Below are 13,141 nucleotides of genomic sequence, written 5' to 3' on the forward strand. Positions count from 1 at the left end.
CGGGCTTTTTTGAGGGGATGCCGGCTGGCATCCCGCGGCATGGATCAGGCCACGGCCTTGTGTGCCTTCTTCGTGGAGCGCTTGGCGTGCTTCTTGCCGGAGTGCTTGCCGCTCTTGGCGACCTTGGCCTTCTTGGCTGTGTGAGCGGGAGCAGCTGCGGAAGCGGCCGTGGGAGCCGACATCGGCGCTTCGGGTGCTGCGGCGGCCTGTGCGAAGGCGCCTGCGGCAAACGAACCGGCGATCAGGACAGCGAGGAGTTTTTTCATATATGCCATTTCCTAGAAAAGCGGTAGAAGCCAAGTTGAATCAGACAACGGTGCGAAATTCTTGATGCACCGCACATGCTCAACGCGTTTACTGTATCGCCGTTGACAGGAGGGCGGCCCGATTGTCGTTAGAATTTTCTGCACTAAATTCGTGCCCGATCCGGGCATTCACTCTTGCCTCGTGCACCAGCCAACGGAGACCCGTCCCCATGAACCGCTTCCAGCACATCCAGGTGCCGGCCGAGGGCCAGAAGATCACTGTCAACGCCGACATGTCGTTGAACGTGCCAGACCAGCCCATCATTCCTTTCATTGAAGGCGACGGCACCGGCGTGGACATCACGCCCGTGATGATCAAGGTGGTGGATGCCGCCGTGGCCAGGGCCTATGGCGGTAAGCGCAAGATCCAGTGGATGGAGGTTTTCGCAGGCGAGAAATCCACGCGCATCTACGGCCCCGATGTCTGGCTGCCCGAGGAAACCATGCAGGCCCTGCGCGAGTACGTGGTCTCCATCAAGGGCCCGCTGACCACGCCCGTGGGCGGCGGCATCCGCTCGCTGAACGTGGCGCTGCGCCAGGAGCTGGACCTCTACGTCTGCCTGCGCCCCGTGCAGTATTTCAAGGGCGTGCCTTCGCCGCTGAAGGAGCCCGAGAAGACCAACATGGTCATCTTCCGCGAGAACTCCGAGGACATCTACGCGGGCATCGAGTACGAGGCGCGCAGCGACAACGCCAAGAAGCTCATCGACTTCCTGGTCAAGGAGATGGGCGTCAAGAAGATCCGCTTCCCCGAGACCTCGGGCATCGGCGTCAAGCCCGTGTCCATCGAGGGCACGGAGCGGCTGGTGCGCAAGGCCATCCAGTACGCCATCGACAACGACAAGCCCAGCGTGACCCTGGTCCACAAGGGCAACATCATGAAGTTCACCGAAGGGGGCTTCCGCGACTGGGGCTACGCGCTGGCCGCGCGCGAGTTCGGCGCCCAGCCCATCGACGGCGGACCCTGGCTCAAGTTCAAGAACCCTCGCACGGGCCGCGACATCGTCATCAAGGACTCCATTGCCGACGCCTTCCTGCAGCAGATCCTGCTGCGCCCGGCCGAGTACTCGGTGGTGGCCACGCTCAACCTCAACGGCGACTACATCTCGGACGCGCTGGCGGCCCAGGTCGGCGGCATCGGGATTGCGCCCGGCGCCAACATGTCCGACTCCGTGGCCTGCTTCGAGGCCACGCACGGCACGGCCCCCAAGTACGCGGGCAAGGACTATGTGAACCCGGGTTCCGAAATCCTCTCGGCCGAGATGATGCTGCGCCACATGGGCTGGCGCGAGGCGGCCGACCTGGTCATCAGCGCGCTGGAAAAGGCCATCCAGAGCAAGCAGGTGACCTACGACTTCGCCCGCCTGATGGACGGCGCCACCCAGGTGTCGTGCTCCGGCTTTGGCGAGGTGATGATCTCCAAGATGGATTGACGGGCGCCCGTGCTCCATGAAAAAACCGCGCCAGGCGCGGTTTTTTCTTTGCTGGTCGTTGAGGGATCAGCTCTTGGGCAGCGCACAGCCATCGGGCCCGCAATCCTCGCCTTGGGGCGCGGTCTGCTCGCCGGCGGTGATGGCCGCCACCTGTTGCACCCACTGGCCCAGTTGCTGCGCCCAGCCATCGGCATCTCCCAGCCAGGGACCGATGTCGATGCGCTGTATGGCGCGCTGGCCCGGCTGCTCGGCCTCGGGGTGGTCGAACTCCAGCGCGAAGGTCGGGAAACCCTGGCCCTGGGCCAGCTCCAGCCATTCGCGCGCCTGGGCGATATGGGCCTGGGTGGCGGCGCCCGAAAGGCGCTGGAAGGCGTCGGTGAAGGCCGCCACGTCCAGGCCCAGGTCCCGGGCCAGTTCCAGCAGCACGGCCGGATCGCTGATGCGGCGGCCTTCCACGTAGTGGGCCTGCTGCTGGCGCGCCAGCATGTCCAGGCCCCGGCCCGCCAGTTCCTCGGCGGCCAGCAGGGCCGTGGTGGGCGGTTCGGAGTCCAGCACGGCGCCCAGGTCGTTGAGCAGGCCGTCGAAGTAGGCCGTGCCGAAGGGCTGGCCCGTCATCTCGGCAATGCGCTGGTCGTGCGGCATCACGTGGCCGCGCCAGTCGGCCGTGATGGTGCGGGTGTGGGCGCCCGTGAGCATGCCGCCGCCATGCCACTGCAGCGTGACGCCGGGCACGCTGCGCGCGGCCTTGACCAGGGGCGCGGCGGCATAGCACCAGCCGCACAGCGGGTCGAAGATGTAGTGGAGGACAAAGGGCGGCTGCGCGGTCGTGGTCATGGCAGGAGCAGGCTGTGATGAAGGCGCCCACTGTAGCGGCTATTGGCTTGCCCGTGACGGGGCAGGGCCGCAGGCAGAATGGGCGACTGCCGCCGTGCAGCCACGGTGCTGCCATCGTCGATCCCGTCTGCATTGCCATGCGCCTCAAATCCACGCCGCCTCCGTCCGATCCGTCCGCTTCCTCCGCCCCGGCCGCCCCGGCCGCCGAGCCCAGCGTCCAGTCCGTCGCCCGGCGCGGCATGCTGGGTTTTCTGCTGTTCTGGCTGCTGGTCATGGGCGTGCTGTACTGGGCCATGCAGATGTACCTGAAGCCGGCCGGCGTCAAGGTCCAGGCCGATGGCACCGTGGCCATTGCGCGTGACCGCGACGGGCATTTCCGCGTGGAAGGGGCCGTCAACGGGCAGCCCGTCATGTTCCTGGTGGACACGGGCGCCAGCATGGTCGGCGTGACCGAGCCGCTGGCCGAGCGCGCAGGCCTGGACGGCGGCGAGCCCGTGCGCTTTCGCACCGCCAATGGCGAGCGCGACGGCCGCATGGTGGTGGCCGAGCAGGTGCGCGTGGCCTCCCTGGTGGTCAGCGGCCTGCGCGTGGGCACGGGCTATACCGGCAGCACGGACAGGGATGCGCTGCTGGGCCAGAACTTCCTGCGCCAGTTCGATGTGGAAATACGCGGCGACCGCATGCTGATCCATCCGCGCGGCAGCGGGTCTTCGCCCAAGCAGTAAGTACGTAAGTAGGTAACTAAGGGAGAGGGACATGACAAACAACGGCTTTCGCACCGACAGACGCAGATGGCTGCAGACAGGCGCAGCCCTGGCGGCGCTGGGCTGCACGGCCTGTGCCAGCGTGGGGCAGGGCGGTGCCTCTTCCTCCGGCACCGGCCTGGCCGAAGACCTGGGCGAACGCCTGGACCAGGGCGTGCAGAGCGGAGAACTGGCGAACCTGCACGCCGTCGTCGTGATGCGCCACGGCCGGCTGGCGCTGGAGCGCTATTTCGAGGGCGAGGACGAGCGCTGGGGCGAGCCGCTGGGCAAGGTGGCCTTCAACGCCGACTCCCTGCACGATGTGCGCTCGGTCAGCAAGAGCGTCGTCGGCCTGCTGTACGGCATGGCCCTGGCCGAGGGCAAGGTGCCCGCGCTGGACACGCCCCTGGTACAGGCGTTTCCCGCCTACGGCGATCTGGCGGCCGATGAGGGCCGGCGCGCCATCCTGGTCTCCCATGCCCTGGGCATGACCATGGGCCTGCAATGGGACGAGGACCTTCCGTATTCCGACCCGCGCAACAGCGAAATCGTCATGGAGCGCAGCAGCGACCGCTACCGCTACGTGCTGGAGCAGCCCATCGTCGCCCCGCCCGGCGAACGCTGGTGCTACAGCGGCGGGGCGACGGCCCTGCTGGGCCATCTGATCGCGCAGGGCAGCGGCATGCCCCTGCTGGACTATGCGCGGCACAAGCTGTTTGCTCCGCTGGGCATCGACCAGGCCGAGTGGACGCCTGGCACCAACGGCGAGGCGGCCGCCGCCTCCGGCCTGCGCCTGCGGGCGCGGGACTTGGCCCGTATTGGCCAGCTGGTGCTGCAGCAGGGCGAGTGGCCGGGTGGAAGGCAAGGCCGGGCGCTGGTGCCCCGGTATTGGATTGTGCAATCCATTCAGCCGCGCGTGGACGCCTGGCCCGGCCTGCGCTACGGCCACCACTGGTACGTGGGGCAGACCCGCGCCGGCCTGGCGTACTACATGGCCATCGGCCTGGGCGGCCAGCGGCTGGTGGTCGTGCCCCAGCATTCGCTGGTGTATGCCGTCTTCATGGGCAACTACGACAGCCCCCAACAGGTGCAGCGCGTGGCCGCCGTGCAGGGCCTGATCGCCGCTGCCTTGCGTTGACAGCCTTGCCCTGACAGCCGAGCGCGGGCACGTCGGGCGTGCGAGAATCCCCGCTTCCAAGGTCGGCCGCATGCCCGGCTCGCGCAAGCAGGGCGCGAAGCGGGGCGGGCCGGTGCGTGTCGAGGCTCGATCCACTTTCCTGGTTCCGGTGCCGGCCCATGAGCCCCCGAGGCCATGGCGCCGGTTGTTTCTGCCTCCCGCATGATCGCCAGATCACCGTTTGCCCGTGTCCCACCGCCAGCCCATCCGCATCGCCGACCGCCACCAGTTCGACACCCTGATCGACGCCCGCTCGCCTGCCGAATTCGCGCAGGACCACATTCCCGGCGCCATCAACTGCCCCGTGCTCGACAACGAGGAGCGCGCCCGGATCGGCACCATCTACAAGCAGGTCAGCCCCTTCGAGGCCAAGCGCCTGGGCGCGGCCATGGTCTCGGCCAATCTGGCGCGCCATCTGCAGGAAACCTTCGCCGACAAGCCCGCCAACTGGAAGCCGCTGGTCTACTGCTGGCGCGGCGGCCTGCGCAGCGGCTCCATGGTCACCTGGCTGCGCCTGGTCGGCTGGGATGCGCAGCAACTGGCCAACGGCTACAAGTCCTATCGCGGCCATGTGATCGAGCTGATCGACCGCCTGGTGCCCCAGCTGCGCCTGCAGGTGCTGTGCGGCGCCACCGGCAGCGCCAAGACCCGGGTGCTGCATGCCCTGGCCGAGGCCGGCGAGCAGGTGCTGGACCTGGAGGGCTATGCCAGCCACAAGGGCTCGTTGCTGGGCAACCTGCCTGGGGTGGAGCAGCCCAGCCAGAAATACTTCGAGACGCTGCTGGCCCAGCAGCTGGAGAGTTTCGATCCGTCGCGCACCGTGTACGTGGAAGGCGAGAGCGCCAAGATCGGCCGCGTGTCCCTGCCGCTGGTGCTGGTCGAGCACATGCGCCAGTCGCCCGTGATTGCGCTCGATGCCACGCCCGAGGCGCGCCTGGCCTACCTGCTGCGCGACTACTCCTACCTGGGCGACGATCCGCAGATGCTGGCCGACAAGCTGGGCTGGCTCAAGGAGCTGCAGGGCAAGGAGACCATCTCGCGCTGGCAGGGCTGGGCGCATGAGCGCAGTCTCTCGCCGCTGTTCTCCGAGCTCATGGCCCAGCACTACGACCCGCACTACGAGCGCTCGCAGGAGCGGCATTTCACGCAGTGGAGCACGCGCCGCAGGGTGCAGGCCGACGACCTCAGCGAGGCCGGCATCGCCGCGCTGGCGCAGCAGATACTGGCGCTGGATGCGGCATCGGCCGCATGAAGCAGCCGCGTGGATCAGGCGTTTGAATCAGGCGTGTGAATCTGCCAGCACCGGGTACAGCGACAGCAGCAGCAGGGCCGCCATGCCCCAGTTGAAGCGGCGCAGTGCCTGCGGCGAGCGCAGCGCGCGCCCCACGGCGCTGCCGAACAGCGTCCAGACGCTGACGCTGGGATAGTTCACGATGCCCAGCACCAGCGCGGCCAGCACCAGGTTGATGAAGAAATCCTCGCGCGGCGTGTAGGTGGCAATCACGCCGATGGCCATGATCCAGGCCTTGGGGTTGACCCACTGGAAGGCCGCCGCCTGCCAGAACCCGAAGGGCCGGGCACCCGCGTTGCCGCCGTCAATGCCGCCGCTGCCCGCGATCTTCCAGGCCAGCCAGACCAGGTAGGCCGCGCCCAGGTACTTGAGCGCGGTGTAGATCACCGGCAGCCGCTCGAACACCGCGCCCAGGCCCGCGCCCACCAGCAGCACCATGACCACCACGCCCATGGTGATGCCCAGCATGTGGGGCACCGTGCGGCGGTAGCCGAAGCTGGCGCCCGAGGCCGTCAGCATCACATTGTTGGGGCCGGGCGTGACGGAGCTGACGAAGGAGAACATGGCCAGCGGCAGCAGGAACGAGGTTTGGGCGGTATCGAAGGGCATGGTGGCAACAGGCATGACAGGGAATCCGGCGCCCTGTCTGCGCATGCCGCAGGCCGCGGCGCCGTCAGGCCATGCTAATCGCAGTTGGTGGCAGTTATCGGTACAGTAGCAGTACACTTTGCCAGAACAATTTGCCAACTGGCCTGCCATCATGACCCTGACACTTGATCCCGCCGCCACGCCAAATACACCGCAGGCACCGCGCGCATCCTCCGATACGGCTTTCCAGGCCGCTGCGCCCTGGCGTCCGCTGCGGTCCTCCGACCTCTCGCTGGTGGACCAACTGGTGGACCACTACGGCGGCCTGATCCGCCACCACGGCCTGCGCGCGGGATCGCGCCTGCCTTCCGTGCGTGCGCTGGCGCAAGAGGCGGCCGTGAGCCGCGACACCGTGGTGCAGGCCTATGACCGGCTGGCCGCCCAGGGCCTGGTGCATTCGCGGCGCGGCTCGGGCGTCTTCGTCAGCGCCCGGCGCGCGGCCCAGGCGGCGCCCCGGGCCAGCGATGCCCTGCCTACGCTGGAGCAGGGCGCGGCCTTCGATACCGCCTTTTTGCTGCGCAGCATGTTCCGCGAGGGCATGGAGCACTCGGGTGGCGCGGGCATGCTGCCGCCGGAATGGCTGGACCAGGAGATGCTGGCCTCGGCCCTGCGCGCCGTGGGCCGCAGTACGGGCACCAGCCTGCTGACCTACGGCGTGCCCCAGGGCTACCTGCCGCTGCGCCAGCAGATCGCCTCGGTGCTGCAGGCCCAGGACGTGCCCGCCCACCCCGAGGCCCACCTGATGACCGTGGCCGGCGTCACCCAGGGCCTGGACCTGATCGTGCGCAGCCTGGTGCGGCCCGGCGATACGGTGCTGGTGGAAGACCCCGGCTGGTTCCTCATCTTCGGCCGGCTCAACGCCCTGGGCGTGAACGTGGTCGGCGTGCCCCGCCTGCCCGGCGGCCCCGATGTGGAGGCGCTGGAGCGGCTGGCCCGCCAGCACCAGCCCCGGCTTTTCATCCTGAACACGGCCGTGCACAACCCCACTGGCCAGACCCTGTCGGCCGGCGTGGCCCACGAGGTGCTGCGCATTGCCGAGCGCCACGACTTCTACCTGGCCGAGGACGACACCTACTCCGACTTCCTGCCCGGCGTGCCCGTGCGCCTGGCCGCCATGGACCGGCTGCAGCGCGTGCTCCTGGTGGGCGGCTACTCCAAGACCCTGGCCGGCAGCCTGCGCGTGGGCTATGTCGCGGCACACACCGACCTGATACGGCGGCTGACCGACCTCAAGCTGCTGGGCGGGCTGACCACGGCGCTGCCGGGCGAGCAGGTGGTGCACCGCGTGCTGGCCGATGGCCAGTACCGCAAACATGTGGACCGCCTGCGCGAGCGCGTGGACCGCGCGCGCAACCGCTGCCTGCGCATGCTCGAAGCCCTGGACTGCCGCGCCCCGCACGAACCGCAGGCCGGCATGTTCGCCTGGGTGGATTGCGGCGTGGACTCGGAGGTGCTGGCACGCCATGCCGCGCCGCAGGGCCTGCTGCTGGCACCGGGCCTGCTGTTTTCGCCCAGGCAGGCCGCGGGCAGCATGCTGCGCATTCCCGTGCCCATGGTGGAGCAGCCCCAGACCTGGAAGATCCTCGGCCACCTGCTGGCGCAGCACCGGGGCGGTGGTGGATGAGTGGATGACTGGATGGTGCAGCAACGCTGCCTGACGGGAGGTTGACGCTGCCGGCGCCAGGGCATGTAAGACATGGCATCGGGCCTCGGCGCCCCGGTAGCGCGCTGCTATCGTTCCGGGATGACTATTGAGCTTGTCTTGCCAGGGGAGGCCGGCCGCAGAGCCGGGGTGAACGACAGCCGGCCCCGACCGGGAGGCGGCGCGGCGCGCCGCCTGGCGCCGGTGCTGGCGCTGCTGCTGACAGCGGGCTGTGCCGACACGCCCGCGCCGCGCGGCAAGGTGGAGGGTGCCTCGTTCGAGCCCAGCGAAATCGTGCAGTCCGACAGCAACCGCATGGCCACGCTGGCCATGAAGGAGAACCTGGACAGCCTGATGCGCATCATGGACAAGCTCTACCTGCGCAACCCGGCCGAATGGAAGAAAACCGCCGAAAGCCGCGAGGCCGCATCCGCCTACGTGCGCATTGCCATCACCGAGCGCCAGCCCTGGGCCGACCTGCACGGTGCCCAGGACGTGGCCGCACTCTCGCTGGCGCTGCAGCCCGACTTCAAGGGCGACCGCGTGGCCGCCTTCGTCCATGCGCTGGCCGACACCATCATCACCGCCCACGGCGGGCGCACCAGCTTCACCCTGGTCCATGGGCTGGACCCGCAGCTGATCTACAACGCCGCACGCAACGTGGAAGTGGCCAACTGGATACTCAACTCACGGCGCAATGCCGCAGGCGGGCCGCTGCTGCTGTCCAACCACCTGGGCGACGACGCGCGCAACCTGAGCTTCGAGCGCGAGATGGGCAAGATCATCGGCCGGCTGGACCTGATCGCCAACTACACCACCGAGCGCTACAGGCGCTCCTTCATCGGCTACGGGCAGGGGCTGGTGGCGGGGCCCTTCATGCAGTTCCTGCCCGTGCGTTGAGGCGCGGCCTCAGAGCCTGTAGCTGAGCGTCACGGCCACCGAGCGCGGTGCCCCGTAGCGCGCCAGGCCCCCCGACCATGAATAGCCAAGATCCTGGTAGTAGCGGCGGTCCAGCAGGTTGTCCACGCTCAGCTGCACATGGGCATTGGCATTGACCTGGTAGCCCACGCCCAGGCCCAGCAGGGCGTAGCTGCGCTGCGTGGTCTCGAAGCCGGTTTCGCGGCGGAACATCTTGCTTTGCGCATGCAGCGATCCGTACAGGCTCCAGCGCCCGTACTCGCCGGGCAGGCGATAGCTGGTGTAGAGCTTGAGCAGGTGCTGGGGCTCGTCGGTGCTCACGCGCTGGCCGATGTTGGTGGCAATCCGGTCCTTGGTGTAGCGCGCCCGCACATAGGTGTAGCCGGCCGAAACCTGCCAGCCGGGCTGCAGCAGTCCGGACAGCTGCAACTCCAGGCCATCGCTTTGGATCTCGCCCGCCGCGCGAAAGCAACTGATGGCGCCGCTGGTGGGGCAATTGGCATCGTCACGCACGGCACGGTTGCGTTGCGTGATGCGGAACACCGAGGCGCTGGCATGGAGTCGCCCTTCAAAGTACTCGCCCTTGGCGCCCAGCTCGTAGTTGGTGCCTGTCATCGGGTCCAGGGTGTTGCCCCGCACGTCCATCGAGCTTTGGGGCTGGTAGCTCTGTGTCAGGCTGGCATAGACCGAATGCCTGTCATCCACGTCATAGACCAGGCCCGCATAGGGAACGAACTTGGCACTCTCGTCCAGGCTGCGCTTCCAGTTGGGCGTGCCGGTGTACCAGCCCGTCGTGTCCTGCTCGTACCAGCCCAGACGCCCGCCCAGAATCAGGTGCAGCGGATCGGCCAGGCTGAAGTTGCCGCTGGCGTAGATGGCTTTTTCGCGCGTCTTGCGGCCCCACAGGTCGCCATTGGCAGGCACTGAGCCGGTCCAGGGCGCGGAGTAGGGATTCCAGTTCGCAATGTCGACGATGCGCGAGGCCGACGACCCCCAGGTCTCGGCCGCACGCGAGCTGTCATTGCGGTAGCTGGCGCCCACGGCGATCTCGTGCGTGCGCCCGAACCACTTGACCGGGCCCCGGGCGCGCAGGTCGGCCACGGTCTGGCGTGTGCCGTAGCGCCAGCCCGTCTCGGACTGCTCCAGCTGTGTGGTCGATCCCGCGAAGCGGCTGTTGGTGGTATTTCGGATGTCGGAATCGGCCTCGACATGGTTGATGCCCAGCTTGACCGTCCAGCCGTTGCGCAGGCGCTGCTCCAGATCAACGAACACGCCATCGTTGTCGCGGTTCTGGAAAGACTCCGCGTTGTTGAGGAAGGTGGAGTGCGGCAGGTCCATGTGGCCGCCATCGGGCAGGGTGGGCAGGCCCGTGAACACGCCCTTGGTGCGCGTGCGCTGGCGGTAGGCGCCCAGGCCCAGCGTGGAGTCGGGCGTGAGGTCCGCTTCCACGATGCCGTACAGGCTGGCATTGCGGGTGTTGGTGACATCGACAAAGCTGTCGCTGTCGCGCCAGCCGCCCACCACGCGAGCGCGCACGCTGCCGCTGGCATTGAGCGCACGGCTTGCGTCCAGCGAGGCCTGGCGGTTGTTCCAGCTGCCCAGGCCCAGCGTGGCATTGAGCAGCGGCTGGGCCGTAGGGCGCTTGCGCACCAGGTTGACCGAGCCCGAAGGCGCGCCCACGCCATCCATCAGGCCCGTGGCGCCGCGCACCACCTCCACGCGGTCATACATCAGCAGGTCGGCCGAGACATTGCGCGAATTGAAGCCCGTCACGTCCAGCGGCAGGCCGTCCACATTCACATGCTCCAGCGCAAATCCGCGCGCGTAGAAGGTGGACTCCGAATCGGTCACGGCCGGATTCTTGGCGTACAGCCCGGGCGTGACCTTGGCAATGTCCTGCAGGGTGCTCAGGTGGAAGTCATCCATTTGCTGGCGCGTCACCACGCTCACGGACTGCGGCGTCTGGCGCTGCGACAGGTTCAGCCCCGTGGCGCTGGCCATGCTGGGCGTGGTGTATGAGCCCGTGCCTTCCGTGGCGCTGCTGCGCTCCGCATCGGCCGTCACATTGACGGTTTGCAGCGTGCTGGCGGAAGACGGTGGGGTGGGGCCTGCCGCAGCAGGCAAGGGCGCGGCAGCCTTCAGTGAAAAGCCTCCGCCAGGCTGCTGCACGGCTGCCACGCCGCTGCCCGCCAGCAGTTGCTGCAACCCGGCAGACACGCCGTGGCTGCCGGTCAGCCCGCCCGTGCGCAGGCCCGCCACCAGTGCCGGGTCATAGGACAGGCTGACGCCCGCTGCGCGGGAGAAGCGATCCAGTGCCGCATCGAGCGGACCTGCTGCAATGCTGAAATCGCGCGTGAGCGCTCCGGCCTGGCCTGTGGCCGTCTGCGCCCATGCTGCGCCTGCAGGCGCCAGGGTCGACATCGCCATGCCGATGACGGCGGCTTGCACAAGGGTGACAAGCGGGCGGGGACGCCACTGCGGTTGGCTACCGGGCCTGGGCGGGTGATGACGGGACATGCTGGGTTCTCCTGGATGGAATACGGGAAAGGATTGAAGGACTCATTCCCAGGCCGTACAAAAATCCGGATCCCCTCACTTTTTCTGAAAAAAAGTGGAAATCACTGGCCGGATGCCGGCCCCACATGAACCCACCAGCGCGTGCGCCGGCTGATGCTCACGGGCTGCGTCTGCGCGATGAGCTGCAGCACCTGCTCGGTCTGGCGCACATGGAAGGTGCCCGACAGGCGCAGGCCTGCCACGCGATCATCGCAACTGATGTGCCCATGGCGGTAGCGCCCCAGTTCCGCCAGAAGGTCACCCAGGCGGATGGCCCGGCCTGCCATCACGCCATCTGCCCAGTCGTCCGCACCAAAGTCCGGGTGAGGTGCCGGGGTACTGGCATCGGCCGACAGCCACCACGGCGAGCCGGGCATCGCCGTTTGCCGTGCGGCGCTGTCGGCGGCCTTTGCAGGCGTCAGCCGTACGGCGCCTTCCTGCACGCTGACAAGGGCCCGATGCTTGTGCAGCCTGACCACAAAGCGCGTGCCCAGGGCCTGCAGATCGCCAAACGGCGTGCGCACCCTGAAGGGCCGGTGGCCGGGTGCAGTCTCGTCGGCGCCCGTGGTCACCAGGATTTCCCCACGGCTGAGCACCACCAGGCGCTGCTGCGGGTCCAGCTCCGTGCGGATGGCCGTGTCCGTGTTGAGCACGATGGTGCTGCCATCGTCCAGCCTGACGGTGCGCTGCTCGCCCACCGAGGTGCTGGCGCTGGCCAGCAGGCGCTGCCAAGGCGTGTGGCTGTAGGCCATCCAGCCCGTTGCCGTGGCGATTCCGGACAAGGACAGCAGCTTGAGGGCGCGGCGGCGCGAGACGCTGCGGGACTGGCGCATGCGCTGCGCTGCATCCAGCGTGTCCAGTGCCAGGCGTTGCGGCATGCGGCCAAAGTCGGTCCTCAGTGATTGCACCCGATCCCAGGCCAGGGCGTGGGCGGGCTGCGCATGCAGCCATTGCTCGAAGGCCTGCCGTGTGGCGGGGCTGGGCGTGTTGAAGTCCAGCCGTACGGACCACTGGATGGCTTCGTCGATCAGGCCGGGCGAAAGATCGCTGCTCATGCCCCGAAGCGCAGTGCGTAGCAGTGGCGCAGGGCCGTGGCAATGTAGCGCTCGGCCGTGGCCAGGGACACGCCCAGTCGTTCGGCGATCTGCGGGCAGGTGAGTCCTTCCAACTGCGCCCACAGAAAGGCGCTGCGCACCCGGGGCTTCAAGGCATCCAGCATGCGGTCTATGGCGACCAGGGTTTCCAGGAAGATCAGCCGGCTTTCCGGCGAAGGGGCCTGCGCCTCGGGCATGAGGGCCAGGGTCTCCAGCCAGGCACGTTCCAGCTCGCGGCGGCGCCAGTGGTCCACCAGCAGGCCATGGGCAATGGTGCTCAGGTAGGCGCGGGGCTGGCGCAGGCCGGTTGCGTCAGGGCCGGGTTGGCGGGTGAGCAGGCGCATGAACACGTCCTGCGCCATGTCGGCCGCGTCGAAGGAGTCGCCCAACCGGCGCCGCAACCAGCCCTGCAGCCAGTTCTGGTGGCTGTGGTACAGGCTTTCCACGCTGGTTGCCGCCTTGGCGGACTGGGAAATCTGCGCGTCCATGGAGCGTCCATT

12 protein-coding genes are annotated in these 13,141 nt (G+C 68.1%); 6 read left to right on the forward strand and 6 right to left on the reverse strand.

Annotated features, from left to right (window positions below; all coding sequences use genetic code 11):
• Window positions 1-44 precede the first annotated feature (44 nt).
• Complete coding sequence (locus tag DA1_RS23655) at window positions 45-266, reverse strand: hypothetical protein (RefSeq protein WP_012205488.1); 222 nt, start codon at window positions 264-266, stop codon at window positions 45-47.
• A 209-nt stretch (window positions 267-475) separates the two neighbouring features.
• Here DA1_RS23655 and icd point away from each other — a divergent pair, with 209 nt between their 5' ends.
• Window positions 476-1,738, forward strand: a complete 1,263-nt coding sequence (icd, locus tag DA1_RS23660; RefSeq protein WP_012205489.1) for an NADP-dependent isocitrate dehydrogenase — start codon at window positions 476-478, stop codon at window positions 1,736-1,738.
• Between the two features lie 66 nt (window positions 1,739-1,804).
• On the opposite strand, the gene DA1_RS23665 is transcribed toward icd, so the two are convergent.
• A complete protein-coding gene (locus tag DA1_RS23665; RefSeq protein ID WP_034393351.1) occupies window positions 1,805-2,572 on the reverse strand; it encodes a DsbA family protein in 768 nt (255 codons plus the stop codon).
• A gap of 137 nt (window positions 2,573-2,709) precedes the next feature.
• Between DA1_RS23665 and DA1_RS23670 the strand changes: the two genes are divergently transcribed.
• The 3 genes from DA1_RS23670 to mnmH all read left to right on the forward strand — a co-directional run bounded on the left by DA1_RS23670 (window position 2,710) and on the right by mnmH (window position 5,744).
• Window positions 2,710-3,297 (forward strand): retropepsin-like aspartic protease family protein, encoded by a 588-nt coding sequence (locus tag DA1_RS23670; protein ID WP_230590790.1) that lies wholly within the window; start codon window positions 2,710-2,712, stop codon window positions 3,295-3,297.
• Window positions 3,298-3,328: 31 nt separating this feature from the next.
• A complete protein-coding gene (locus tag DA1_RS23675) occupies window positions 3,329-4,453 on the forward strand; it encodes a serine hydrolase domain-containing protein (RefSeq protein ID WP_034393356.1) in 1,125 nt (374 codons plus the stop codon).
• Between the two features lie 226 nt (window positions 4,454-4,679).
• Window positions 4,680-5,744 (forward strand): tRNA 2-selenouridine(34) synthase MnmH, encoded by a 1,065-nt coding sequence (gene mnmH / locus DA1_RS23680; protein WP_034398524.1) that lies wholly within the window; start codon window positions 4,680-4,682, stop codon window positions 5,742-5,744.
• Between the two features lie 27 nt (window positions 5,745-5,771).
• Here the strand turns inward: mnmH and DA1_RS23685 are convergent, their stop codons facing one another.
• Window positions 5,772-6,407: a LysE family translocator gene (locus DA1_RS23685; protein WP_034393364.1), complete on the reverse strand. Its 636-nt coding sequence runs from the start codon at window positions 6,405-6,407 to the stop codon at window positions 5,772-5,774.
• 136 nt (window positions 6,408-6,543) lie between these two features.
• Here DA1_RS23685 and DA1_RS23690 point away from each other — a divergent pair, with 136 nt between their 5' ends.
• Both DA1_RS23690 and DA1_RS23695 read left to right on the forward strand, forming a co-directional pair.
• Window positions 6,544-8,055, forward strand: a complete 1,512-nt coding sequence (locus DA1_RS23690) for an aminotransferase-like domain-containing protein (protein WP_034398526.1) — start codon at window positions 6,544-6,546, stop codon at window positions 8,053-8,055.
• Window positions 8,056-8,175: 120 nt separating this feature from the next.
• Window positions 8,176-8,973, forward strand: coding sequence for a hypothetical protein (locus DA1_RS23695; RefSeq protein ID WP_373851554.1), 798 nt, complete (start codon window positions 8,176-8,178; stop codon window positions 8,971-8,973).
• 9 nt (window positions 8,974-8,982) lie between these two features.
• Here DA1_RS23695 and DA1_RS23700 read toward each other — a convergent pair whose 3' ends face one another.
• The 3 genes from DA1_RS23700 to DA1_RS23710 form a co-directional block, all read right to left on the reverse strand.
• Window positions 8,983-11,418, reverse strand: coding sequence for a TonB-dependent siderophore receptor (locus DA1_RS23700; RefSeq protein ID WP_232625587.1), 2,436 nt, complete (start codon window positions 11,416-11,418; stop codon window positions 8,983-8,985).
• A gap of 191 nt (window positions 11,419-11,609) precedes the next feature.
• Window positions 11,610-12,602, reverse strand: coding sequence for a FecR domain-containing protein (locus tag DA1_RS23705; protein WP_034393372.1), 993 nt, complete (start codon window positions 12,600-12,602; stop codon window positions 11,610-11,612).
• Complete coding sequence (locus DA1_RS23710; protein ID WP_051940748.1) at window positions 12,599-13,129, reverse strand: sigma-70 family RNA polymerase sigma factor; 531 nt, start codon at window positions 13,127-13,129, stop codon at window positions 12,599-12,601. Before DA1_RS23710 ends, DA1_RS23705 begins: the two co-directional genes overlap by 4 nt.
• Window positions 13,130-13,141 lie beyond the last annotated feature (12 nt).

This window comes from Delftia acidovorans NBRC 14950 (assembly GCF_001598795.1).
Classification (GTDB): Bacteria; Pseudomonadota; Gammaproteobacteria; order Burkholderiales; family Burkholderiaceae_C; genus Comamonas; species Comamonas acidovorans.

Excerpts from the sequence above, each read along its gene's own strand:
- DA1_RS23655 (WP_012205488.1), bottom strand. The coding sequence starts at position 266 with ATGAAAAAACTCCTCGCTGTCCTGATCGCCGGTTCGTTTGCCGCAGGC.
- icd (WP_012205489.1), top strand. The coding sequence starts at position 476 with ATGAACCGCTTCCAGCACATCCAGGTGCCGGCCGAGGGCCAGAAGATC.
- DA1_RS23665 (WP_034393351.1), bottom strand. The coding sequence starts at position 2,572 with ATGACCACGACCGCGCAGCCGCCCTTTGTCCTCCACTACATCTTCGAC.
- DA1_RS23670 (WP_230590790.1), top strand. The coding sequence starts at position 2,710 with ATGCGCCTCAAATCCACGCCGCCTCCGTCCGATCCGTCCGCTTCCTCC.
- DA1_RS23675 (WP_034393356.1), top strand. The coding sequence starts at position 3,329 with ATGACAAACAACGGCTTTCGCACCGACAGACGCAGATGGCTGCAGACA.
- DA1_RS23685 (WP_034393364.1), bottom strand. The coding sequence starts at position 6,407 with ATGCCTGTTGCCACCATGCCCTTCGATACCGCCCAAACCTCGTTCCTG.
- DA1_RS23690 (WP_034398526.1), top strand. The coding sequence starts at position 6,544 with ATGACCCTGACACTTGATCCCGCCGCCACGCCAAATACACCGCAGGCA.
- DA1_RS23695 (WP_373851554.1), top strand. The coding sequence starts at position 8,176 with ATGACTATTGAGCTTGTCTTGCCAGGGGAGGCCGGCCGCAGAGCCGGG.
- DA1_RS23700 (WP_232625587.1), bottom strand. The coding sequence starts at position 11,418 with ATGGCGATGTCGACCCTGGCGCCTGCAGGCGCAGCATGGGCGCAGACG.
- DA1_RS23705 (WP_034393372.1), bottom strand. The coding sequence starts at position 12,602 with ATGAGCAGCGATCTTTCGCCCGGCCTGATCGACGAAGCCATCCAGTGG.
- DA1_RS23710 (WP_051940748.1), bottom strand. The coding sequence starts at position 13,129 with ATGGACGCGCAGATTTCCCAGTCCGCCAAGGCGGCAACCAGCGTGGAA.